Raw genomic sequence first — 24,502 nt, 5'->3', positions numbered from 1 at the left:
GCCAGACGCCCAATACGATAACGCCAAGTTCAAGACTTGGCGTTTCGCTTCCCAAGCGGCAAGCGACACAGTTTATGCCTGGCGACAATAGCGGGGCGGTCCCACGCCTTCCCATCCCGAACAGGACCGTGAAACGCCTTAGCGCCGATGATAGTGTGGCATTCGCCATGTGAAAGTAGGACATTGCCAGGCGCCCAATGAAAAGCCCAGACCGAAAGGTCTGGGCTTTTTGCATTTGCCTCGCGGCAGGCGCTTGGAATCGGTTTGCGCCTGGCCTCGCTCATTTGAACTGGTTCTTAGAACGTGTTTACGATCTCGCGAGCTAAAGCGAGACAAGGCGAAAACGGCTGAGAAAGCGGAATGTACACATGGTACATGAGCATTTCGAAGTTGTTTTCAACGCCGTATCGCCGACGCACAGCAGATCGTAAACAGGTTCTTAGAAGCTGAGCGCCTTGTCCGCGCTTAGCGTCCACTCCGCCAGCTCCGGCATGGTGCCGATCTTGACTCCCGCCAGCAATAAATCCTCATGAATCCCCCGCGCGTCGGCGCAGGTGCGGCAGACGCGCGCCTCAACGCCCAGCGTCAGCGCTTCGGTCAGCATCTCGCCCAAGGTGGGCGCTTGCGCGGTTTTCTGATTTTTCAATGCGACGACGACGGCGTCGGACAGCAGGAATAGCTGCACCCGGCAGCGCTTGGCCTGTTGCGCCAGCGTCAGCGTCAGGCGCAGCGCGGAGAGCGCGCGTTCGTCGCCGTAGGGGCTGGCGTTCAGAGTGATCAGCACGGTTTGCATATTGGTTTGCCTATGATGAAGAGGATCAGGGCGGCATTGTGGCATGTTGCGCCGGCTTTGGCATACGCGGGCCGGGGCAAAGGTGGAGGCGCCAAGTTGTTGGCATGCAACAGTGAGACGGGCGGCGGGGCGGGGCTGCGGAGGCTAACTGCTTGTACGAGTTGGTTTTGTTTGTTCTGGAATTATGGGCTGAAAAGTTTCCTTCATAATGTCCAGCAATCTATTTGCATTTGTATACAATAGACAAATTTCCCGGGCACCAATGAAAAGAGACAGCTCGGGGGCTGCAAACTACACGGAGATGATTCATGCAATTCGACGCATTTGCCCATGGCCAGTCGGCGCTGCGGGACGCCATTACCTCTGCCTATCGCCGCGACGAACGCGAGTGCGTGCAGGCGCTGTTGCCGCAGGCGGCGATGAGCGACGGCGAAGTCAAGGCGGTTCAGGATCTGGCGCGACGCCTGGTGACGGAGGTGCGCCGCGAGCGCACCAAGTCCAGCGGGGTGGATGCCTTGATGCATGAGTTTTCGTTGGACAGCGCCGAGGGCATTGCGCTGATGTGTCTGGCCGAAGCGCTGCTGCGCATCCCGGACCGCGAAACCGCGGACAAGCTGATCCGCGACAAGATCGCGCGCGGCGACTGGAAAGCCCACCTGGGCAATAGCGCCTCCTTGTTCGTCAACGCCGCGGCCTGGGGCTTGCTGGTGACTGGCAAGCTGGTAGCCTCGCACAGCGCGAATGGTTTGTCGGCGGCGATGACCCGTTTGATCGCCAAAGGCGGCGAACCGCTGATCCGCAAGGGTGTGGACATGGCGATGCGCATGCTGGGCAAGCAGTTCGTCACCGGTGAGACCATCGAGGAGGCGCTGGCCAATGGCCGCGAGCGCGAAGCGCGCGGCTATCGCTTCAGCTACGACATGCTGGGCGAGGCGGCGATGACCGAGGCCGACGCGCAGCGTTATCTGCAAGACTATGTGACCGCCATCCACGCCATCGGCAAGGCATCCGCCGGCCGCGGCATTTACGACGGCCCGGGCATTTCGGTGAAGCTGTCGGCCATCCACCCGCGCTACAGCCGCATCAAGCATGAGCGGATGATGGCTGAGTTGCTGCCGCGTTTGAAGGGCTTGTTCCTGCTGGCCAAGCAGTACGATATCGGCCTGAACATCGACGCCGAAGAAGCGGACCGCCTGGAAATTTCGATGGACCTGGTGGAGGCGCTGGCCAACGACCCGGATCTGGACGGCTTCGAGGGCATAGGCATCGTGGTGCAGGCTTATCAGAAGCGCTGCCCCTATGTGATCGATTTCCTGATCGATCTGGCGCGTCGCAGCAAACATCGTTTCATGGTGCGCCTGGTCAAGGGCGCATATTGGGACGCCGAAATCAAGCGCGCCCAGGTGGACGGCCTGCCGGGCTACCCGGTCTATACCCGCAAGGTCTACACCGACGTGGCTTACCTCGCCTGCGCCAAGAAGCTGTTGTCCGCGCAGGACGCGATCTATCCGCAGTTCGCCACCCATAACGCCTACAGCCTGGCCGCGGTGTTCAATCTGGCTTCCGGCAAGGACTACGAATTCCAGTGCCTGCACGGCATGGGCGAGACCCTGTACGACCAGGTGGTGGGCAAGGACAAGCTGGGCAAGGCCTGCCGCATCTACGCGCCGGTGGGCTCGCATGAAACCCTGCTGGCCTATCTGGTGCGCCGCCTGCTGGAAAACGGCGCCAACAGTTCCTTCGTCAACCGCATCGTGGACGAGGCGGTGTCCATCGACGAGCTGGTGGCGGACCCGGTGGCCGAGGCCGCGCGCCACGGCGGCCAGCCGCACAAGAAGATTCCGGCGCCGCTGGAACTGTATGGTCAACAGCGCAAAAACTCCAAGGGCCTGGACCTGTCCAGCGAGCATGTGCTGGCCACGCTGCAACTGGGCTTGCAAGCGTCGGAGAAGCAGCAGTGGGGCGCCTTCCCGATGCTGGGCGACGGCGACGTCACCGACGGCGAAGTGCAGCAAGTGCGCAACCCGGCCGACCACGACGATCTGGTTGGCCGCGTGATCGAGGCGAGCGCGGCGGACGTGGAGCGCGCGCTGGACCTGGCGCAGCAGGGCGCAGCCGACTGGGCCGCCACGCCGGTGGCCGAACGCGCCGCCTGCCTGCAGCGGATGGCCGACCTGATGGAAGACCAGATGCCGGCGCTGATGGGCCTGGCGGTGCGTGAGGCCGGCAAGACGCTGGCCAACGCGATCGCCGAGGTGCGCGAGGCGGTGGACTTCTGCCGCTACTACGCGATGCAGATCGAGGACGAATTCGACAACGCCAGCCACCGCCCCTTGGGTCCGGTGGTGTGCATCAGCCCGTGGAACTTCCCGCTGGCGATCTTCATCGGCGAGGTGGTGGCCTCGCTGGCGGCCGGCAACGCGGTGCTGGCCAAGCCGGCGGAGCAGACCAGCCTGATCGCCGCGCACGCGGTGCGCTTGTTGCACGAGGCCGGCGTGCCGCGCGCGGCGCTGCAACTGCTGCCGGGCCGCGGCGAAGTGGTGGGTGCGGCGCTGACCGCGGATCCGCGCGTTCAGGGCGTGATCTTCACCGGCTCCACCGAAGTGGCGCAGATCATCAACCGCACGCTGGCCAAGCGCGGCGGCGACCCGGTGCTGGTGGCCGAAACCGGCGGCCAGAACGCGATGATCGTGGACAGCTCGGCGCTGCCGGAGCAGGTGGTCGCCGACGTTCTCAGCTCGGCCTTCGACTCCGCCGGCCAGCGCTGCTCGGCGCTGCGCGTGCTCTATCTGCAGAACGACATCGCCGACAAGGTCATCGCCATGATCAAGGGCGCGATGGATGAATTGAAAGTGGGCAATCCGGCCAAGCTGGACATCGACGTCGGCCCGGTAATCGACGCCGAAGCCCAGGCCGGCCTGCTCGCCCATATCGAGAAAATGAAGGACAGCGCGCGCGCGACTCACCAGATCAAGCTGGGCGACGACTGCGCCAACGGTACCTTCGTGGCGCCGACTCTGTTTGAAATCGCCGATCTCAAGCAGTTGAAGCGCGAAGTGTTCGGCCCGGTGCTGCATGTGCTGCGCTTCGAGGCCAATGAGCTGGACAAGGTGGTGGCCGAGATCAACGCCACCGGCTACGGCCTGACCCACGGCATCCACAGCCGCATCGACGAGACCATCGACAATATCGTCAGCCAGATCAAGGTGGGCAACGTCTACGTCAACCGCAACATCGTCGGCGCGGTGGTGGGCGTGCAGCCGTTTGGCGGCGAAGGCAAGTCCGGCACCGGCCCCAAGGCCGGCGGCCCCTTCTATCTGTACCGGCTGACGCGCGCGGCCTGGGAGCCGAAGCTGGCGGTGGACACCCTGCCGCTGTCCTTGCCGGCGCTGGACGCGTTGGCGGCGGCCGCCGGCGGCCTGGGCCTGGCCTTGGAGCCGGCGATCGCCGCGGCGCGCAAGGACAGCGCGTTGGCCAGCCTGGTGAATTTGCCTGGTCCCACCGGCGAGCGGAACTCGCTGCAGTTCGCGCCGCGCGGCAAGGTGGGCTGCCAGGCCGCCACCGCGCAAGCGCTGGCGGAACAGCTGGCGGCGGCCTTCGCCACCGGCAACCGCGCGGTGCTGCCGGCCAATGAGGCCGGCCGCGGCCTGGCCGCCAAGCTGGGCGCCCTGGTGGAGCTGGACGCCGATGTGCTGGCGGCGGATGTCGGCGCGGTGCTGTTTGCCGGTTCCGAAGCCGAGGCCGAAGCCGCCCAGCGCGTGCTGGCCGCGCGCGACGGCGCCCTGGTGCCGCTGCTGCGCGTCGACGCTCAAGGTCATTACAATCTGCACCGCCTGGTGGTGGAACGCGCGATCAGCGTGAATACTACCGCCGCGGGCGGCAACGCCAGCTTGATGAGCATTGGCGACTAAGCACGGCGCGGGCCCCGGCGACGGCGGCCCGCCCGTCTTGCAAAACCGCGCGTCAAACCAATTTGCCCATGCGTCGGCGCGCATGGGGTGGCGGGGGCTTGTCCAACAAGCCACTTGCCACAAGCTGGCGGCCTTGGAATAATGCCGCCAGCCGCCGCGCTCGCATCCCGACTCGGGTATGGCGGGATGTACATAACAACATTAGGCAGGTTCCGCAAACTCCCATTCCTGATCGATAGACGGGTGGGGATCTCTGGAGAAATAGAGGAAACATGATGCAAGCCAATAAACTGACGACTCTTTCCCTGGCCGTGGCCGCCGCCGTCGCCTTGTCCGCATGCGGCAAAAAAGAAGAGGGCGCGCCGGCAGCAGGCGCTTCCGCCGGCGCTGAAGCCGCCGCGGGCAGCGTGATCAAGATCGGCTTCGCGGCGCCGTTGACCGGCCCGCAGGCTCACTACGGCGAAGAATACAAAAACGGCGTGACCCTGGCGATCGAAGACGCCAACGCCGAGAAGCCCACCATCGGCGGCAAGCCGGTGAGCTTCGAGCTGGAGGCCCAGGACGACCAGGCCGATCCGAAAACCGCCACTCAGCTGGCGCAGAAATTCGTCGACGAGAAAGTGAACGGCATCATCGGCCACTTCAACTCCGGCACCTCCATCCCGGCTTCCAAGATCTATTCCGACGCCGGCATTCCGATGATCGCGATGGCCACCTCGCCGGCCTTCACCGCCCAGGGCTTCAAGAACACTTTCCGCTCGATGACTTCCGACACCCAGCAAGGCTCGGTGATGGGCAAGTTCGTGGTGGAAAAGCTGGGCGCCAAGAAAGTGGTGATCGTCGACGACCGCACCGCTTACGGCCAGGGCCTGGCCGACGAATTCGAGAAGGCCGCCAAGGCCGCCGGCGGCAATGTGGTCAAGCGCGAGTTCACCAATGACAAGGCCACCGACTTCGCCGCCATTCTGACCTCGATCAAGGCCGCCGCGCCGGACGTGGTGTTCTACGGCGGCGCCGACGCGCAATCCGCGCCGATGGCCAAGCAGATGAAGCGCCTGGGTCTGACCGCGCCGCTGATTTCCGGCGAAATGACCAAGACCCCGACCTTCCTGCAACTGGCGGGCAAGGAAGCCGACGGCACCATCGCCTCGCTGGCAGGCCTGCCGCTGGATCAGATGCCCAAGGGCAAGGACTACGAGAGCCGCTACAAGGCGCGCTTCAAGATGGACGTGGCCACTTACTCGCCGTACGGCTACGACGCCACCCGCGCCTTGATCCAGGCGATGAAGGACGCCAACTCCACCGATCCCAAAGCCTATCTGCCGGTGCTGGCCAAGATCACCCATTCCGGCGTGACCTCCAGCAGCTGGACCTACGACGCCAAGGGCGACCTGAAAGACGGCGGCATCACCGTCTACAAGGTGGTCAACGGCGAATGGAAGGTGCTGGAAACCGTGGGCGGCGCCGCCGCTGCGGCCAAGGACGCTTCCGCGGCCAAATAAGCTAATCAAGCATTCCGCTGCAAGGCGACGCGTTCAGCGTCGCCTTTTTCTTTGCCCGTTCAACGCAGCAGGCCTATCTTCTTCAGCAGGAAAATCAGGATGGCGGCGCCGGCGATGCCGAAGGCCAGGCCGGGCAGGGAAAAAGAGCCGGCGGCCGCGGCGGAGGAGATGCCCAGCAGGCGGCCAAACAGCCAGTGCCCCAGCGCCGAACCGATGATGCCGATGATGATGTTGGCGATGACCCCTTCGCTAACGCCCATGATCTTGCCGGCGAGCCAGCCGATCACGCCGCCGGCCAGCAGGGAAACGAGTAGTCCCATATCCTCTCCTTATGTTAGTTTGTGGATAAATAGTTATAGCCATTTATTTAATATGGCGCCATGTTTTTTTGGAGCCTGGCGGCGGAAAACAAAAACCCCGGCAAGCGCCGGGGTGTCGGTACGGGGCGGAGCGCCGGTGTTTACAGGCCGATCCACTGGCCTTTGCGCAATTGATACAGCGACACGGTGCCGTGCTGGATGTCGCCCTTGTCGTCGAAGCGAATCTCGCCGGTCACGCCCTTGAAGTCGGTCTTGGGCAGTTCGCCCAGGTACTTGGCCGGATCGGCGGAGCCGGCGCGCTTCATCGCGGCGATCATCACCCGCGCGGCGTCGTAAGTGTAGGGCGCGTAAGCCTGGATGTCGGCGTTGAATTGCTGCTTGTATTTGCCGCTGAAGTCGGCGAAGCCGGGCATCTTGTCTTTTTGCGCGCCGGCGCTGGACGCGTAGCTGCTTTCCGCGCTGTCGCCGCCCAGCTTGGAGAACTCCGGCGTATTGATGCCGTCGGCGCCCATGAAGGCGGCCTTCAGGCCCAGCTTGTTCATCTGCTTGACCATGGGCGCGGCCTGCGCGTCCATGCCGCCGTAGAACAGCAGGTCCGGTTTCTGCCCCTTGATCGAGGTGAGGATGGCCATGAAGTCGGTGGCGCTGTTGCTGGTGAACTCGCGCTTGACCACCTTGCCGCCGGCCGCCTCCACTGCCTTGGCGAAGTCGTCGGCCAGGCCCTGGCCGTAAGTGGTGCGGTCGTCGACGATGGCGATGCGGCCGGCCTTCAGCGTTTCGATCGCGTACTTGGCCAGCGCCTCGCCTTGCTGGCGGTCGTTGGCGATGATGCGGAAGGTGTTCTTGAAGCCTTGCTGAGTGAAGCTGGGGCTGGTCACCGAGGCGGCGATCATCGGGATGCCGGCCTGAGAGTAAATGCGCGAAGCGGGGATGGCCGCGCCGGAGGTGAGATGGCCGATGATGCCGGCCACCTTGCCGTCCACCAGGCGTTGCGCCACTTGGGCGGCGGTCTTGGGGTCGGCCTGGTCGTCCTCGGACACCACTTCGAAGGTGACCGGCTTGCCGTCCAGGGTCAACTTTTCGGCGTTGGCTTCCGCCACCGCCAGCTTGACGCCGTTGTCGGCGTCGCGGCCCCAGTGGGCGAAAGGACCGGTCAGCGGGTTGGCGGAGCCGATTTTCACCACCACCGCGCCGGCTTCGGCCGGCGCGCTGCCGGCGCTTTGTTCGGACTTGCCGCAGGCGGTCAGGGCCAGCGCGGCACAAGCGATGAGGCTAAGATGCGTTTTCATGAGTTTCTCCTGAGATCTCTTTGTCTATTTAGCTTTGTCTATTTGGATATTCGCCTCAGGAATAAGGCGGTGGCCCATTTTTGGTGCATAAACGGATTAGCGTCAACCCCGGCGGCGTGCCGGCGGCGGCTTTGCGCTAAAATAGCGGTCTGATTTTGCGACAAAAGATGGATTTTTGATGACAAAGGGGTATCCAGCTCCCGCCTCGCCCTGTGTCGGCCTCTGCCGCCTCGACGAGGGCGGCGCTTATTGCCTGGGCTGCCTGCGCACCTTGGACGAGATCGCCGGCTGGTCCGGTTTCGACGACGAGCAAAAACGCGCGGTGTGGCAGCGGCTGATCGCCTTGAAGCCCAAGGTCAAGGACAAGCGCTGCGAGCGTTGCGGCGCGGCTTTCCGCTGCGGCGACGGCGGCGCTCAGGGCGCTTGCTGGTGCGCGGACCTGCCGCAGGTGCTGCCGCTGCCTTACGGCCACGGCGATTGCCTGTGCCCGGAGTGCCTGCGCCTCCATCTGCGGGAAAGCTATTTGGCGCGCGGGCTGACGCCGCCCTTGTAGCGCGCGGACAGGCTTGATCGCGCTGAATGCCAAACGCGTATTGTCGCCGCGGGGTGCAACCAAAGCCCATTGCCCGCGGTCCTAAGATGTTTTCCTCCTTTCCGGTTCGGCTCCTTACCACATGACACTTTGGAAGCGTTGGATTCGTAAATTGCTGTTGCCCCTGTATTTTATCGGCTCCTTGCGTGGGCGCCGCCGCGTCAACCTGGGCCGGCGGCCGTGGCGCAACGGCATCGCGCTGGCCGCGGCGCTGGCGCTGGCCGGCTGGGGCTTGTGGCTGTGGCTGGCGCCCAAGCCGGCGCCGCAGGTGTTGACCGCGGAAGTCACCCGCGCGGATCTGGAAGATGTGGTGCTGGCCAGCGGCGTGTTGAAGCCGTTGCGGCAGGTGGATGTGGGCGCCCAGGCCAGCGGTCAGCTGAAAACGCTGAACGTGGCGGCCGGCGACCGCGTCAGCAAGGGCGAATTGTTGGCGGAGATCGATCCGGAAAACAGCCTCAACGATCTGAAAGCCTCCGAGGCGCAACTGGAGTCCCGCGTGGCCCAGCTGCGCGGCAAGCAGGCCTCGCTGCGCCAGGCCGAGCGCGAGCTGGCGCGTCAGAAACAGATGATGGGCGAAGGCTCCACCTCGCAAAAAGACCTGCTGGCGGCGGAAACCGCCTATCAGACCCAGACCGCGGAGCTGGACGACCTGCAGGCGCAAATCCGTCAGAACCGTTTCCAGATCGACAAGAACCGCACCACGCTGGGCTATACCCGCATCACCGCGCCTATGGACGGCGAGGTGATAGAAATCGTCACCCAACAAGGCCAGACCGTGATCGCCAGCCAGACGGTGCCGGTGATCCTGAAACTGGCGGACTTGAGCACCATGACGGTGCACGCCCAGGTGGCCGAGGCCGACGTGATCCGCGTCAAGGCCGGGCTGCCGGTGTACTTCACCGTGCTGGGCGCGCCGGACCGGCCCATCCGCGGCAAGCTGCGCGCCATCCTGCCGACGCCGGAGAAAATCAACAACGCCAACTTCTACAAGGCGCTGTTCGACGTGAAGAACGTCGACGGCAAGCTGCGCGTGGACATGACCGCGCAGATCAGCATCGTGCTGGCGGAGTCCAAGCAGGCTTTGAGCATTCCGCTGAGCGCGCTGGGCGCGGCCGGCAAGGATGGCCGCTACGGCGTCAAGGTGCAGGGCAAGGACGGCCAACTGCATGAGCGGCAGGTGCGCATAGGTTTGAAGACCGCCACCCGGGTGCAGATTCTGGACGGCTTGAAGGCCGGCGAGAAAGTGGTGACCAGCGAAGCCGGCGGCAAGGAAGAAGAATCCAGCGGCGGCGTGATGGTGAGCGCATGAGCGGAGCCAGCCTGACGCTGTCCGGGGTGTGGCGCCGGTTTCCGTCCGGCGATGAGGAAGTGGCGGTGCTCAAGGAGGTCAGCCTGGACATCCGCGCCGGCGAGATGGTGGCCATCATCGGCGCCTCCGGTTCCGGCAAGTCCACGCTGATGAACATCCTGGGCTGCCTGGACCAGCCTTCCGCCGGCCGCTACCAGGTGGGCGGGCGCGACGTGGGCGCGCTGGACAAGGACCAGCTGGCCACGCTGCGGCGCGAGCACTTCGGCTTCATCTTCCAGCGCTACCACCTGCTGCCGCATTTGAGCGCCATCGACAATGTGGCGATGCCGGCGGTGTACGCCGGCATGAGCCAGGAAGCGCGGCGCGAGCGCGCGCGGCAGCTGCTGGAGCGGCTGGGCCTGGCCGGCAAGGAAGACTACCGCCCGGGCCAGCTGTCCGGCGGCCAGCAGCAGAGGGTGTCCATCGCGCGGGCGCTGATGAACGGCGGCGACATCATCCTGGCCGACGAACCCACCGGCGCGCTGGACAGCCACAGCGGCGAGGAAGTGATGAACATCCTCAAGGAGCTGCACGCCGCCGGTCACACCATCATCATCGTCACCCACGACCCGTCGATCGCCGCGCAGACCGAGCGCATCATCGAAATCCGCGACGGCGAGATCCTGCGCGACAGCGCCGCCGACGCGCCGCCCCCTGCGGCGGACGCGCGCGAGCCGCGCCGGCCCAAGCCCGGCCCGGCCTGGCGCGAACGCATGAGCGAAGCCTTCAAGATGGCCATGCTCGCCATGCTGGCCAACCGGCTGCGCACCGTGCTCACCATGCTGGGCATCATCATCGGCATCACCTCGGTGGTGTCCATCATCGCAGTGGGCGAGGGCGCGCGCAATTACGTGCTGAACGACATCCGCTCCATCGGCACCAACACCATCACCGTGTATCGCGGCAAGGACTGGGGCGACGACAAGGCCGACGGCGTGCGCACCTTCCTGCCCGGAGACTTGGCCGCGCTGGCCGAGGAACCCTACGTCGACAGCGTGTCGCCGGTCACCACCAATAGCTTGCGCATCCGCTACCGTAACGTCGACGTCAACGCCTCGGTGTCCGGCGTGGACAGCGCCTTCTTCCGCGTGCGCGGCATGAAAATGGCCGCCGGCCTCGGCTTCAGCCGCGACGACGTGCGCATGCAGCGCCAGGTGGTGGTGATAGACAACAACACCCGCCGCAAGCTGTTCGCCGACGCGGAAGCCATCGGCCAGGTGGTGCTGGTGGGCAGCGTGCCGGCCACCGTCATCGGCGTGGTGGAGACCAAGGACAACGGCTACGGCGGCAAGTCGCTGCAAATGTGGATGCCCTACAGCACCGCCGGCAGCCGATTGTTCGGGCAGGCCTATTTCGACTACATGGTGGTGCGCATCAAGGAAGGCCAGCCCACCGCGCTGGCGGAGAAGGCGCTCAGCCATCTGCTGACCCTGCGCCATGGCAGCAAGGACTTCTTCACCTACAACATGGATGAAGTGCTGAAGACGGTGGAAAACACCAGTCGCACCCTGGCTCTGTTGCTGACCCTGATCGCGGTGATCTCGCTGGTGGTGGGCGGCATCGGCGTGATGAACATCATGCTGGTGTCGGTGACCGAGCGCACTCGCGAGATCGGCATCCGCATGGCGGTGGGCGCTCGCCAGTCCGACGTGCTGCAGCAATTCCTGACTGAGGCGGTGCTGGTCTGCCTGGTGGGCGGGGCCATAGGCATCGGCCTGTCCTACGGCATCAGCTTCGTGTTCGCGCTCTTGGTCAGCAAGTGGAAAATGGCGCTGTCGCTGAAGGCCATCGTGCTGGCGGTGGCGTGTTCCACCGCCATCGGCGTGGTGTTTGGCTATCTGCCGGCGCGTAGCGCGGCGCGTTTGAATCCGATCGACGCCTTGGCGCGGGAGTAAGTGTTTGACGCTTTGGAAATCCAATCTCACGGTTTTGGGCCTGGCCCTGTTGCTGGCCGGCTGCCAGAGCACACCGTATCAACGCCAGGCGCTGGAAGCGCCGGCACAATGGCGCGGCGCCTCGTCCCAAACTCAGACGGACATGAGCCGCGAACGCTGGTGGCAAGGCTTCGGCGACGCCGGCTTGCTGGCGGTGCTGGAACAGGCGCGCAGCCGCAACCCGGATTTGAGCGTTGCCCTGCTCAAGCTGCGCAAGGCGCAGCTGGCGGCGGGCCTGGAACGCAGCGACGCCTTGCCCTCCTTGAGCGGCGAGCTCAATGCCGGCACCAAGCGCACGCTGGGCGAATCCTCGGCCTGGAGCCGCAGCAGCGGCGCGAGCTTGAGCACCAGCTATGAACTGGACCTGTGGGGGCGGGTGGACGCGCGCCTGCGCGCGGCGGACCAGGAGTTCCGCGCCAGCGCCTACGACGAAGCCGCCGCCCGGCTGCTGTCGGACAGCGCCGCGGCCGGCTTGTACTGGGACATCGCCGCGCTGAAGACGCGGCAGAGGCTGGGGCAGGCGGATCTGGCGGATCTGCGCCGGATTCAGGCGCTGGCGGAGGCCAAGTGGCGCGCCGGCGCCACCAGCGAGCAGGACGCCACTCAGGCGCGCAGCGCGGTGCTGAGCCAGCAGGCGGACCTGCTGACGCTGGCCGACGAGCGCGGGCAAAAGGAAAACGCGCTGGCCTTGTTGCTGGACCATGCCTCCGGCGCGGCGCTGCCGGCTATCGCCGAGCTGCCGCTGGCGCCGGCCTTGCCGGCGATAGACGCCGGGCTGCCCAGCAGCCTGCTGGAACGCCGGCCGGACCTGATGGCGGCGGAAGCGCGCCTGCGCGGCAAGCTGGCCAAGGTGGACCAGGAACGCGCCGCCTTCTTCCCGGCGCTGAAGCTGACCGGCTCGCTGGGCTCCAGCAGCGGCGCGCTGAGCAGCCTGGTGCAAAATCCCTTGCTGAGCTTGGGCGCCTCTCTGTCCTTGCCCTTCCTCGAATGGCGCAAGCAAGGCCTGCAACTGAAGAGCAGCCAGGCCGATTACGAGCTGGAAACCGTCAGTTTCCGCAAAACGCTATACAGCGCTTACCAGGAAGTGGACAACGCCTTGAGTACGCGCCAGCGGCTGCAAGCTTCCGTCCGCTTGCAAGCGGACGCGCTGGCCTTGAACCGGCGCAGCGAACAATTGGCGGAAAGCCGCTATCGCGCCGGCGCGGTGGACGCGCAAACCTGGCTGGACGCGGCCAAGGCGCGGCGCGGCGGCGAGTCCGCGCTGGTCCGGTTACGGCAGGAGCAATTGAAAAACCTGGCGGACCTTTACAAGGTGCTGGGCGGCGCGCCCACGGCCTGAGCGGCGAGGTTCCCGACCAGGCTTTGTCCAGGGGCGGGATTAAGGCTCAAGATATTCGTCGCAGGCCGGCATCGGCTTGTCCGGCGCATAGACGCCGCTATCCGGCTGCCGCGTCAGCAGGCGCTGGAACGTGCAGGCCTGGTCCACCACAGTGGCGATGTCTTTTTTCCTTAGACGCTTGCCCAGTGAGTCCCGGCTGCGGGAGACCGGGCCGGGAAAGCTGGTGGCGCGGGTGCGGTAGATCAAGCGCGGGAAGCCGGCCGCAACGCTTCTGTCCAGCTTGATGTTGGAAGAAAAACTGTATTCGTCATGGCAGGCACCTCGCCTGTAGGCGAAATCCCGTTCCGAAAAGCACGCGCGTATCATCAGAGAGCTGGCCAGCGGCAGCGCCAGCACCTCGCGCATTTCAAATCCGGCGCCCTTGGGGTAAATCTGTAGCAGGCGCAGCGTGCTGAAAGAGCCGCCTCCGCCGGAATACATGGTGCTGACGTCTTCTCTGACGCCCACCATCACGCCTTGATCGGTGGCGGCGATTTGCACCATGTAGGGCCATAGGGACAGGCTGCGGCGATTGTCCCATAGCGCGTCGGTCTGTAAGTTGCGCAATTCCAGCAGTGCGTCAGCGCCCTGGCCAGCGGCGGGCTGGATCCTGAGAATGGGCGGAGCCTCCTTGGTTTGCGCCACTAGCTCAATACACAGCTGGCGATCCGTAGTACAGCCTTGCTTCGATTCCGCCGGCTCCGACGTCGACTCCAGCGTCAAGGTCTTGATGCTATTGCCGGCTAGGTCAACATCGGCTGGCTGAGCTGCGGCTGCCGGGCGGATCCAGGCAAGTGTTGTGAAGGCGGCGAGGGCAGCGAGCTTGAGGGCGTGGTAAACATTATTAGGTTTCTGCTTCATTGCCTACTTTTCATGGGAGCGTGGCGCTAGATCACCGCCCATAGTCCGCAGATCGCGAACAGGATCAGCACCCCGGTCAGGATCTGGGCGGTGGTGCGTTCTTTTTGCAGCGCCCGCTTCAGGTTGTCGTGCACGCTTTCCAGCTTTTCCAGCCGCTGTTCCAGCTCGGCGCGAGTTTCGTCCTGGCGCGCCAGCGATTGCAGCATCGCCTCGCCGCCCACCTCGGTGATCAGCTCCTTGTTCCACACCCCCAGCAGCTTGTTGACCTTGTCCTTGAAGTACAGCGCCGAACGCTGGTTGGCGTCCTGCCATTCAAATTCAAAACCCTGGCTGGCGAAGAAGGCGTTGCGTTGCAGCCGCTCTTCTTCCGAGGAGGTCTGGCTCATGCTGATCATGCCGGGACTGATGGCGTGATCCGGGCAAATGCCCTTGGCCCAGGCGATGACGCTGGCGAACAGGAAAGCGTCCAAGCCGGTGCCGACAAAGCCGGGGCTGGCCATCACGCCGCTTTTGGGGCCGAAGGTAACGGTGCGGCTGGGCCGATCCACCCGCACCCAGGCGCAGTTGTGGGCCGCTTGGAAATGGCTGTCCTCGCCCTCGAACAACTGCCAGCGGTGGCCGTCGGCGCGGGCGTAGCCGCGGAACTGCAAGCGGAAGAAGTCGGATTGCTCGGTCATCGCCCGGCTGCGCTGCAAGATGCCGTAAATGGGCGTGCCGTTGGCGGTCAGCGTCAGAATGGTCTCGCCCAGCGGAATGGCCAGCGTGGCCAGGGTGTTTTCGTTTTCCGGGGCGCGGAGCACCGGTTCTTCGGCGGTGGGCGCCGGGTTGGCGGCCTGGTTCGGACTGGTCATCTGCTGCCTATGCTGGGGTGTTCTTGGAGCCTGCTTGCGTTCGTCGGCAGGCGCTTGGATCGTGAACGGGCGGACGGCCGCCGCGGGCTGCCGTCACGGGCCGCTTATTGTACCAATCTAGACGGCTTGGGGAATCCTTGCTCGCATGACATTCGGCATGAGGGCAAACGGAGACTGATTTGGCGCGCGGCACGGTCAATGCGTAGTTTTACTTAGAACATTGCAAATCAATAAAAGCTTTATTTCAAACAAACACTTATTGGTTGCGCTAAATAATCACATAATAAAATGTGAATCTGTTACTTGTATTGGGTAATGGTGTGGCATATCGTGCCCCAAATCATTAAATACAATCAGTCATCATGCTTGCTCAAACGGATACGGACGGCGCAGCCTCCGCCGCAAACATCAGCGATTTGGGCTTGCTCGGCCTGGTCTTGCTGGCCCAATTCCACGGCGTAGCCGCCGACCCGGCGCAACTCACCCACCAATACGGCCGCCAGGCCGAACCCTTTAGCGAAACCGATCTGCTGCTGGCCGCCAAAGGCCTGGAACTCAAAGCCCGCATCGTCAAACAAAGCGCGGATCGCCTGAGCCTGACCGCCTTGCCGGCGCTGGCGCTGCGCCCGGACGGCGAACACTTCATCATCGCCCGCTGCGACGGCGACAAAGTGCTGATCCACGACCTCAAGCACGGCCGGCCGCAAGTGCTGAGCCAGACGGAGCTGGCGGCGCGCTACGCCGGCCGGCTGCTGCTGCTGGCCTCGCGCGCGTCGGCGGCGGGCGCGTTGGCCAAGTTCGACTTCACCTGGTTCGTGCCGGCCATCGTCAAATACCGCAAGCTGTTGCTGGAAGTGCTGGCGGTGTCGCTGGTGTTGCAGCTGTTCGCGCTGGTGACGCCGCTGTTCTTCCAGGTGGTGATGGACAAGGTGCTGGTCAACCGCGCTTTCAACACCCTGGACGTGATCGCCGTCGGGCTGTTGATCCTGTCGCTGTTCAATGTGGCGCTGTCGGCGCTGCGCAGCCACGTGTTCGCCCACACCACCAGCCGCATCGACGTGGAACTGGGGGCGCGGCTGTTCCGCCACCTGCTGGCGCTGCCGCTGGCCTACTACGAAGCGCGGCGGGTGGGGGATACCGTGGCGCGGGTGCGCGAGCTGGACAATATTCGCAACTTCCTGACCGGTCAGGCGCTGACCACGGTGCTGGACCTGCTGTTCTCCTTCGTGTTCCTGGCGGTGATGTGGTACTACAGCGGCTGGCTGACCCTGATCGTGCTGGTGTCGCTGCCGTGCTACGCGCTGTGGTCGGCCGGGCTGACCCCGCTGCTGCGGCGGCGGCTGGACGAGAAGTTCGCGCGCGGCGCCGACAACCAATCCTTCCTGGTGGAAGCGGTGGGCGGCATCGGCACCATCAAGGCGATGGCGGTGGAACCGCACATGACCCGGCGCTGGGACAACCAACTGGCCGCCTACGTGGCCGCCGGCTTCCGCGTCACCCGGCTGGCCAATATCGGCCAGAACGGCGTGCAACTGATCCAGAAGCTGGTCACCGTCGCCACCCTGTGGCTGGGTGCGCGGCTGGTGATCGCCGGCGACCTGTCCGTCGGCCAGCTGATCGCCTTCAATATGCTGGCCGGCCAAGTGGCGGCGCCGGTGGTGCGGCTGGCGCAGCTGTGGCAGGACTTCCAGCAGATCGGCATCTCGGTGGAGCGGCTGGGCGACATCCTCAACACCCGCAGCGAACTGCCGGCCAGCCGCGCGGCGCTGCCGGCGATCCAGGGCCGCATCCAGTTCGACCAAGTGGTGTTCCGCTACCGTCCGGACGGCCCGGAAATCCTGCGCGGGCTGAGCCTGGACATCCGGGCCGGCGAAGTCATCGGCATCGTCGGCCGCTCCGGCTCCGGCAAAAGCACGCTGACCAAACTGGTGCAAAGGCTGTACGTGCCCGAATCCGGGCGCGTGCTGGTGGATGGCAACGACCTGGCGCTGGCCGACCCGGCCTGGCTGCGGCGGCAGATCGGCGTGGTGCTGCAAGAGAACCTGCTGTTCAACCAAAGCATCCGCGACAACATCGCGCTGGCCGAACCGGGGCTGGCGCTGGACCAAGTGATCCACGCCGCCAAACTGGCCGGCGCCCACGACTTCATCATGGAACAGGCCGAAGGCTACGACACGATTGTGGGCGAACACGGCGCCAGCCTGTCCGGCGGCCAGCGCCAGCGCATCGCCATCGCCCGCGCACTGATCAGCAACCCGCGCATCCTGATCCTGGACGAAGCCACCAGCGCGCTGGACTATGAATCCGAACGCGCGATCATGCAGAACATGCGCGCCATCTGCCAGGGCCGCACCGTGCTCATCATCGCCCACCGCTTGAGCACCGTGCGCGGCGCTAGCCGCATCATCGCCATGGACCAAGGCCGCATCGTCGAAAGCGGCCGCCACGAAGACCTGCTTCGCCAGCCCGACGGCTACTACGCCCGCCTGCACAGCCTGCAACAAGGATAAACCCGCATCATGAAGCACCAACTGCAAGCGCTGCGCGACTTCGCGCGGCGCTACCGGCAGGCCTTTGCCGCGCACTGGGCCATCCGCCACCAACTGGACCCGCAGCCGCGGCGCGAAGACGAACTGGCCTTCCTGCCCGCCCACCTGGAACTGACCGACAGCCCGCCGTCTCCGCTGCCGATGTGGAGCATGCGCCTGATCGCCGCGTTGTTCGGCGTCGCGCTGCTGTGGTCCGCGCTGGGCCAGCTCGACATCGTCGCTGTCGCCGGCGGCAAGACCGTCAGCGGCGGCCGCACCAAGATCCTGCAGCCGCTGGAACCCAGCGTGGTCAAAGCCATCCACGTGCGCGACGGCCAGCAAGTCAAGGCCGGCCAAGTGCTGATCGAGCTGGACGCCACCGGCGCCAGCGCCGACAAGCAAAAAGCCGACGACGCCCACGCCGCCGCCGCGCTGGCCGCCGCGCGCTACCAGGCGCTGCTGAACGCGCTGGACAGCGGTCGGCTGCCGCAACTGCCGGCCACCCCCGGCGTCGCCGACGGCCAGCGCGTGGCCGAAGAAAGCCTGGCGCTGGGCCAATGGCGCGGCTACCAGGCCAAGCTCGAAGCGCTGGGCGCCACCCTGCGCCAACGCCAGGCCGAACACGCCACCACCCGCCAGCAAGTGAGCAAACTGCAAGCCACCGCCCGCATCGCCGAAGCGCGCGAACACGACTACCAAGACCTGCTGGCCAAGAACTTCATCTCCAAACACGCCTACCTCGACAAACAACAAGCGCGCATCGAACAGGCCGGCGACCTGGCCAGCCAGCAAAGCCGGCTGCAAGAACTCAACGCCGCCATCGCCGGCCAGCAACAAGAACTGAGCGCGCTGCAAGCCAACTTCCGCAGCGAGGCGATGGACAAACTGCGCGAAGCGCGCGAACAAATGCGCCAATACGGCGAAGACCAGAAAAAAACCGGCCAGCGCCAGGCGCTGACCCGGCTCACCGCGCCGGTGGCGGGCAGCGTGCAACAACTGGCCATCCACACCGTGGGCGGCGTGGTCACCGAAGCCCAGCCGCTGCTGGCGGTGGTGCCGCAGGACGAAATCCTGGAAATCGAAGCGCAGATCGAAAACAAGGACATCGGCTTTGTGCGGCCGGGGCAGGCGGCCACCGTCAAAGTGGAAAGCTTCCCCTACACCCGCTACGGCTACCTGGACGGCGTGGTGGACAGCGTCAGCCACGACGCGATGCAAGACGAGAAGAAGGGCCTGGTGTTCCTGGCGCGGATCCGGCTCAAGCAAGACCACCTGAACATAGACGGCGCGCGAGTGCGGCTCAGCGCCGGCATGGCGGTGAGCGCGGAAATCAAGACCGGCCGGCGGCGGGTGATCGACTACTTCCTGAGTCCGCTGCAACAGCACGTGGGCGAAGGGCTGCGCGAGCGCTGAGATGAAACTGCTGCTGATCCACCAAAACTTCCCCGGCCAACTGCGCCACATCGCCGAACACCTGAAACAGCGGCCGGACATCGAACTGCTGGCGGTGGGGCGCGACAGCGCGCCCGGCCTGGCCGGGGTCAAACTGCTGCGCTATCGGCCGCACCGCGGCCCGCACCGGCACACCCACCCCTATCTGCACAGCTACGAAGACGCGGTGCTGCACGGCCAGGCGGTGCTGCGCGCCTTGCAGCCGCTGCAACAGCGCGGCTACCGGCCGGACGCCATCCTGGCCCACCCCGGCTGGGGAGAAACCCTGTTCCTCAAAGACCTGTTCCCAACGGCGCGGCTGATCCACTACAGCGAATACTACTACCACGGCCGCGGGGCCGACGCCGACTTCGACCCGGAATTCCCGCTGAGCCTGGACGGCGCGGCGCGGCTGCGGGCGCGCAACGCGCTGCACCTGCTCAATCTGGAACACGCCGACCACAGCGTCACCCCGACCCACTGGCAACACAGCCTGCACCCGGCGGCCTACCGGCCGAGCGTGCGCATCCAGCACGAAGGCATCCGCACCGAGCTGCTGGGCCCGGACCCGGCGGCGACGCTGGCCCTGCCCAACGGCCGGACGCTGCGCGCCGGCCAGCCCATCGTCAGCTACGTGGCGCGCAATCTCGAACCCTATCGCGGCTTCCACACCTTGATGCGCGCCTTGCCGGCGCTGCTGCGGCAACGGCCGGACAGCCAGATCGTCATCGTCGGCGGGGACGGCGTCAGCTACGGCAGCGCGCCGCGCGACGCCGCCCACTGGCGCGAAAAGCTGCTGCGGGACAAGCCGGTGGACCCAGAGCGGGTGCACTTCCTGGGCAAAGTGCCGTACGAGGTCTACCGCCAGGTGCTGCAGGTGTCGGCGGTTCATGTCTACCTGACCTATCCCTTCGTGCTGTCGTGGAGCCTGCTGGAAGCGATGGCGAGCGGCTGCCGGATCGTGGCGTCGGACACCGCGCCGGTGCGGGAAGTGATCCGGGATGGGGAGAACGGCGAGCTGACCGACTTCTTCGACGCGGCGGCGCTGGCGGAGAAGGTGGGCGCGGCCTTGGAGGCGGATGGAAGTGGTCTGCGGCTTGCGGCGCGGGAGACGGCGGAGCGCTACAGCGTGGAAGCGGGCTTGGCGGGCTATCGACGGTTGTTGGGCTTGCCGGCGGAGTGAAGTCGGCTTAGAGCCTATTCAAAGTCTCGCGAGCAAGGGCGAGACAAGGCGAAAACCGCTGAGGAAGCGGAATGTACAAGTGGTACATGAGCATTTCGAAGGGGTTTTCAACGCGGTATCGCCGAAGCGCAGCAGACTTTGAATAGGTTCTTAGGCGGTGGAACCGGAAAGAGTAGTAGCAAGCAGTAAATCGTAGTGCGTGATGACACGAACAAATATTGATAAGGAAACAAGTTATGACGACAAGCGTAACGGGCAGCGACCTGGGCGGCGTGCTGGAAGGCGGCCCGCAGGACGATGTGCTCAAGGGCGGTGCCGGCAACGACACTTTGAACGGTTACGACGGCAATGATCTGCTGCAGGGCGGCGCCGGCGACGACGTGCTCAACGGCTACGCCGGCAACGACACCCTGGAAGGCGGAGCGGGCGACGACTTGCTCAATGCCGGCAGCGGCAATAATGTGCTGGCCGGCGGCGAGGGCAACGACACCCTGATCGGCGGCGCGGACAAGGACATCTATCTGTTCAATCTGGGCGATGGTTTCGACACCATTACCGACAACGCCCAGGACAAGCGCGACGCGGCGGATACAGATCCGGCCTACCGCGACGAACTGCGCTTCGGCCTGGGCATCCGCCCGGAAGACATCCAGCTGGAGCATGTGGGCGACGATTTGCTGTTGTCGCACCGCAACGGCGACGACGCGGTCACCATCAAGGGCTGGTTCGCCGACAAGAGCTTCTGGATCGAGCGCATCGTGTTCGCCGACGGCGGCGAATGGGGCATTAACGATCTGGCGCAGCGCGTGATCGTGCAGACCGGCAGCGAGCGCAAGGAAATCCTCAATGGTTGGCTGGGCAAGGATCATCTGATCGGCCTGGGCGGCAATGACGTGCTGAACGGCCGCGGCGGCGACGATCTGCTGGACGGCGGCGCCGGCAACGACAAGCTGTTTGGCGAAGACGGCAACGACACCCTGCTGGGCGGCGGCGGCGACGACACGCTGGACGGCGGCAGCGGCAACAATGTGCTGCACGGCGGCCGCGGCAACGATGTGCTGATCGGCGGCGCCGGTGCCGATGTGTATCAGTTCAATCTGGGCGACGGCGTGGACGTGATCCGCGACGCCGGCGGCCTGGATGTGTCGGTGAAAGACGAAATCCGTTTCGGCGCCGACATCCTGGTCAAGGACGTCAGCGTCAGCCGCCAGGGCGACAATCTGGTGCTGATCCACGTTAACGGCAGCGACCGCCTGGTGGTGGAAGGCTATTTCGTCAGCGCGTCCAGCCGGATCGAACGCATCGTGTTCGCCGAAGGCGTGGTGTGGACCCAGGCCGACATCAAGCTGACCCAGCTGGGCGGCAGCGGCAACGACACCCTGATCGGTTGGGAAGGCAGCGATCTGCTGGACGGCGGCGCCGGCAATGATTCGCTGATCGGCGGCGGCGGCAACGACACCCTGATCGGCGGCCTGGGCAACGATGTGCTGATCAGCGGCGGCGCGGGCGTCAGCGTGCTGATCGGCGGCGCGGGCAACGACACCCTGGTGGGCGGCGCCGGCGCGGAGATTTATCAGTTTGGCCTGGGCGACGGCGCGGACGTGATCGCCGCGCACGGCGTGGACGTCAGCGTGACCTTGCAGGACCGCATTGTGTTCGGCGTCGGCATTTCGGTGGACGACATCCGGGTGGTGCGCCAGGACGACGACATCGTGCTGATTCACGCCAACGGCAGCGACTCCATCACCATTCAGGCGGGCTTCAGCCTTGAGCATGGCTGGCATGGCCAGATCGTGTTCGCCGACGGCAGCGTCTGGCTGGGCGCGGAATTGGCGCAGAAACTGTTGGAAGTGCAGACCGGCGGCGATGACGACGATCTGCTGCTGGGCTCCGGCCAGTCCGACCTGCTGGACGGCGGCGCCGGCAACGACACCCTGATAGGCAACGGCGGCGAGGACACCTTGCGCGGCGGCGCCGGCGACGACCAACTGCAAGGCGGCGTCAGCGGCCACACCACGATGGAAGGCGGCGCCGGCGACGACGTGCTGATCGGCAACAAGGGCCGCGAGACCTTTGTTTTCGGCGTGGGCGACGGCCGCGACCTGATCAACTACGGCTCCCAGGTAGGCAAGATCGCCGCCTTGAGCGACAACGACGAAATCCGCTTCAAGGCCGGCATCAGCGCCAAGGACATCCGCGTGCTGCGCGCCGGCAATGACTTGCTGTTGCAACACGTCAACGGCCAGGACAGCATCCGCGTCAAGAACGGCCTGGTCGACAAGACCGGCTGGGCCGGCGTGGTGGTGTTCGCCGACGGTTCCAAATGGAGCGCGGCCGAACTGTTGACCATGGTGGTGGCCGCGGGCGGCACCAGCGGCAAGGATGTGCTGACCGGCGGCAAGGGCGGCGATCTGCTGGACGGCGGCGACGGCGACGACACGCTGATCGGCGGCGGCGGCAACGACACCCTGAAGGGCGGCGCCGGCAACGACGTGCTGATTGGCAGCGGCAGCGGCACCGTGATCCTGGAAGGCGGCAAGGGCAACGACACCCTGCAAGGCGGCAGCGAGCACAATATCTATGTGTTCAATCTGGGCGACGGCAACGATGTGATCATCAACAACTCGTTGAACGTGTCGGTGGGCGTGAGCAGCGAGATCCGCTTCGGCGTCGGCATCTCGGTGACCGACATCACTGTGGTGCGCGTCGGCGACGACGTGTTGCTGCAGCATGTCAACGGCAGCGATTCGGTGCGCATTCAGGGCTGGTTCAGCGGCCAGAGCATGCAAGTGGGCAGCGTGGTGTTCGCCGACGGCGGCAGCTGGACCTCAGTGCAGATCAATCAGTTCGTCAAAGGCGTCTATGTGGGCGGCAGCGGCAACGACGCCTTCCACGGCGGCAGCGGCAGCGATCTGCTGGAAGGCGGCGACGGCGACGATACGCTGATTGGCGGCGGCGGCAACGACACCTTGCGCGGCGGCAACGGCAACGACGTGCTGATCGCCACCGGCAGCGGCACGGTGATCCTGGACGGCGGCAAGGGCAACGACACCCTGCGCGGCGGCGCGGATCAGAACATCTATGTGTTCAATCTGGGCGACGGCGGCGATCTCATCATCAACAATTCGCTGAACGTATCGGTGGGCATGAGCAGCGAAATCCGCTTTGGCGTCGGCATTGCGGTGACCGACATCACCGTGGTGCGCGTTGGCGACGACATCGTGCTGCAGCACGTCAACGGCAGCGACTCGGTGCGCATTCAGGGCTGGTTCAGCAGCCAGCTGTCCCAGGTGGGCAGCGTGGTGTTCGCCGACGGCAGCAGTTGGACCTCCGTGCAGATCAGCCAGTTTGCGGCGGGCATTTTCATCGGCACCAGCGGCAACGACGTCCTCAAGGGCGGCAAGGGCCATGACCTGCTGGACGGCGGCGACGGCGACGACGTGTTGATCGGCGGCGGCGGCAACGACACCCTGAAGGGCGGCGCCGGCAACGACGTGCTGATCAGCGCCGGCGGCGGCGTGTCCATCCTGGAAGGCGGCAAGGGCAACGACACCCTCAAGGGCGGCGGCAGCCAAGACATCTACGTCTTCAATCTGGGCGACGGCCGCGATGTGGTGATCAACAACTCGCTGAACGTCAGCGTCAGCCACCAGAGCGAAATCCGTTTCGGCGCCGGCATCTCGGTGACCGACATCACCGTGGTGCGCGTGGGCGACGATGTGTTGCTGCAACACGCCAACGGCGTGGATTCGGTGCTGATCCAGGGCTGGTTCACCAGCCAGAGCAATTGGGTGGGAAGCGTGGTGTTCGCCGACGGCAACAGCTGGAGCGCGGTGCAGATCAACCAGTGGGCCAGCGGCATCTACATCGGCACCGCCGGCAATGATGTGTTGATTGGCGGCGCGGGCGGCAGCCTGCTGGACGGCGGCGCCGGCAACGACACCCTGATTGGCCGCGGCGGCAACGACACGCTGAAGGGCGGCGCCGGCAACGATGTGCTGGAAGGCGGCGCGGGACGCAATGTCTATATCTTCAATCTGGGCGACGGCCAGGACACCATTCGCTATGGCGAAAAAGGCGTCAACCTCGCTTGGAGCAGCTACGAGGAGATCCGCTTCGGCGTGGGGATTTCGGTGACCGACATCACCGTGGTGCGCATTGGCGACGATGTGGTGCTGCGGCATAGCAACGGCGTGGACAGCATCACCATCCAGGCCGGCATGTCGGTGCAGAGCTCATGGTCCGGCAGCATCGTGTTCGCCAACGGCGGAAGCTGGAGCCTGCTGGAATTGATCAGCCTGGCCGCCGTCACCCTGAACGGCACCGACGGCGCGGATACGCTGAAGGGCGCCAAGGGCAATGACGTGATCTTCGGCCTGGCCGGCGATGACCAGCTGTTCGGCAATGAAGGCAATGACAGCCTGTTCGGCGGCTCCGGCAACGACACGCTGTACGGCGGGGCCGGCAACGACCTGCTGGAAGGCGGTGCGGGCAACGATAGCCTGTACGGCGAAGACGGCAACGACACGCTGCGCGGGGGGATCGGCAACGACTCGCTGAACGGCGGCAACGGCGCCGACC

Annotated in this window: 15 protein-coding genes and 1 rRNA gene; 11 read left to right on the top strand and 5 right to left on the bottom strand. The window is 65.3% G+C overall.

Translation table 11 applies throughout. From position 1 onward, the window contains the following. Window positions 1-77: 77 nt before the first annotated feature. Window positions 78-192: ribosomal RNA gene (gene rrf / locus JW897_RS23900) — 5S ribosomal RNA — on the top strand. Window positions 193-439: 247 nt separating this feature from the next. Here the strand turns inward: rrf and JW897_RS23895 are convergent. Beyond that, the gene (locus JW897_RS23895; RefSeq protein ID WP_205467902.1) at window positions 440-793 is read right to left on the bottom strand and encodes a DsrE/DsrF/TusD sulfur relay family protein; all 354 of its coding nucleotides are present in this window, start codon (window positions 791-793) and stop codon (window positions 440-442) included. A gap of 308 nt (window positions 794-1,101) precedes the next feature. Here JW897_RS23895 and putA point away from each other — a divergent pair, with 308 nt between their 5' ends. Both putA and JW897_RS23885 read left to right on the top strand, forming a co-directional pair. After that, window positions 1,102-4,704: a trifunctional transcriptional regulator/proline dehydrogenase/L-glutamate gamma-semialdehyde dehydrogenase gene (putA, locus tag JW897_RS23890; protein ID WP_205467901.1), complete on the top strand. Its 3,603-nt coding sequence runs from the start codon at window positions 1,102-1,104 to the stop codon at window positions 4,702-4,704. A gap of 275 nt (window positions 4,705-4,979) precedes the next feature. Continuing rightward, entirely contained in the window at window positions 4,980-6,206 is a 1,227-nt protein-coding gene (locus JW897_RS23885; RefSeq protein ID WP_205467903.1) for a branched-chain amino acid ABC transporter substrate-binding protein, read from the top strand. A gap of 59 nt (window positions 6,207-6,265) precedes the next feature. On the opposite strand, the gene JW897_RS23880 is transcribed toward JW897_RS23885, so the two are convergent. After that, window positions 6,266-6,526 carry a GlsB/YeaQ/YmgE family stress response membrane protein gene (locus JW897_RS23880; RefSeq protein WP_048412800.1) on the bottom strand — a complete coding sequence of 87 codons (261 nt, stop codon included), beginning with the start codon at window positions 6,524-6,526 and terminating at the stop codon, window positions 6,266-6,268. Between the two features lie 140 nt (window positions 6,527-6,666). Next, window positions 6,667-7,815, bottom strand: a complete 1,149-nt coding sequence (locus JW897_RS23875; RefSeq protein ID WP_205467900.1) for a branched-chain amino acid ABC transporter substrate-binding protein — start codon at window positions 7,813-7,815, stop codon at window positions 6,667-6,669. Window positions 7,816-7,993: 178 nt separating this feature from the next. Between JW897_RS23875 and JW897_RS23870 the strand changes: the two genes are divergently transcribed. The 4 genes from JW897_RS23870 (at window position 7,994) to JW897_RS23855 (ending at window position 13,028) form a co-directional block, all read left to right on the top strand. Next, a complete protein-coding gene (locus JW897_RS23870) occupies window positions 7,994-8,368 on the top strand; it encodes a cysteine-rich CWC family protein (RefSeq protein ID WP_048412802.1) in 375 nt (124 codons plus the stop codon). Window positions 8,369-8,519: 151 nt separating this feature from the next. Then, window positions 8,520-9,716: a macrolide transporter subunit MacA gene (macA, locus tag JW897_RS23865; RefSeq protein WP_240352360.1), complete on the top strand. Its 1,197-nt coding sequence runs from the start codon at window positions 8,520-8,522 to the stop codon at window positions 9,714-9,716. Then, a complete protein-coding gene (macB, locus tag JW897_RS23860; RefSeq protein ID WP_205467898.1) occupies window positions 9,713-11,650 on the top strand; it encodes a macrolide ABC transporter ATP-binding protein/permease MacB in 1,938 nt (645 codons plus the stop codon). Before macA ends, macB begins: the two co-directional genes overlap by 4 nt. A gap of 4 nt (window positions 11,651-11,654) precedes the next feature. Beyond that, window positions 11,655-13,028 (top strand): efflux transporter outer membrane subunit, encoded by a 1,374-nt coding sequence (locus JW897_RS23855; RefSeq protein WP_205467897.1) that lies wholly within the window; start codon window positions 11,655-11,657, stop codon window positions 13,026-13,028. A 39-nt stretch (window positions 13,029-13,067) separates the two neighbouring features. Here JW897_RS23855 and JW897_RS23850 read toward each other — a convergent pair whose 3' ends face one another. Next, on the bottom strand, window positions 13,068-13,928 hold the full coding sequence (locus JW897_RS23850) for a hypothetical protein (protein ID WP_205467896.1): 861 nt from the start codon (window positions 13,926-13,928) through the stop codon (window positions 13,068-13,070). Window positions 13,929-13,954: 26 nt separating this feature from the next. Continuing rightward, a complete protein-coding gene (locus JW897_RS23845; RefSeq protein ID WP_205467895.1) occupies window positions 13,955-14,779 on the bottom strand; it encodes a hypothetical protein in 825 nt (274 codons plus the stop codon). 362 nt (window positions 14,780-15,141) lie between these two features. Here JW897_RS23845 and JW897_RS23840 point away from each other — a divergent pair, with 362 nt between their 5' ends. From JW897_RS23840 to JW897_RS24450, 4 genes are all read left to right on the top strand, one after another. Next, window positions 15,142-17,289: a type I secretion system permease/ATPase gene (locus JW897_RS23840; protein ID WP_205467894.1), complete on the top strand. Its 2,148-nt coding sequence runs from the start codon at window positions 15,142-15,144 to the stop codon at window positions 17,287-17,289. A gap of 9 nt (window positions 17,290-17,298) precedes the next feature. Then, window positions 17,299-18,720, top strand: a complete 1,422-nt coding sequence (locus JW897_RS23835) for an HlyD family type I secretion periplasmic adaptor subunit (RefSeq protein WP_205467893.1) — start codon at window positions 17,299-17,301, stop codon at window positions 18,718-18,720. Window position 18,721: 1 nt separating this feature from the next. Next, window positions 18,722-19,921: a glycosyltransferase family 4 protein gene (locus JW897_RS23830; RefSeq protein WP_205467892.1), complete on the top strand. Its 1,200-nt coding sequence runs from the start codon at window positions 18,722-18,724 to the stop codon at window positions 19,919-19,921. Between the two features lie 236 nt (window positions 19,922-20,157). After that, window positions 20,158-24,502 (top strand): calcium-binding protein (locus JW897_RS24450; protein ID WP_275899900.1); only part of this gene is annotated, 4,345 nt, incomplete at its 3' end.

The sequence above is a fragment of the Chromobacterium alkanivorans genome (genome assembly GCF_016937655.1).
In the GTDB taxonomy this organism is placed as follows: Bacteria; Pseudomonadota; Gammaproteobacteria; order Burkholderiales; family Chromobacteriaceae; genus Chromobacterium; species Chromobacterium alkanivorans.
This window is presented reverse-complemented; position numbering and strand designations above follow the sequence as displayed.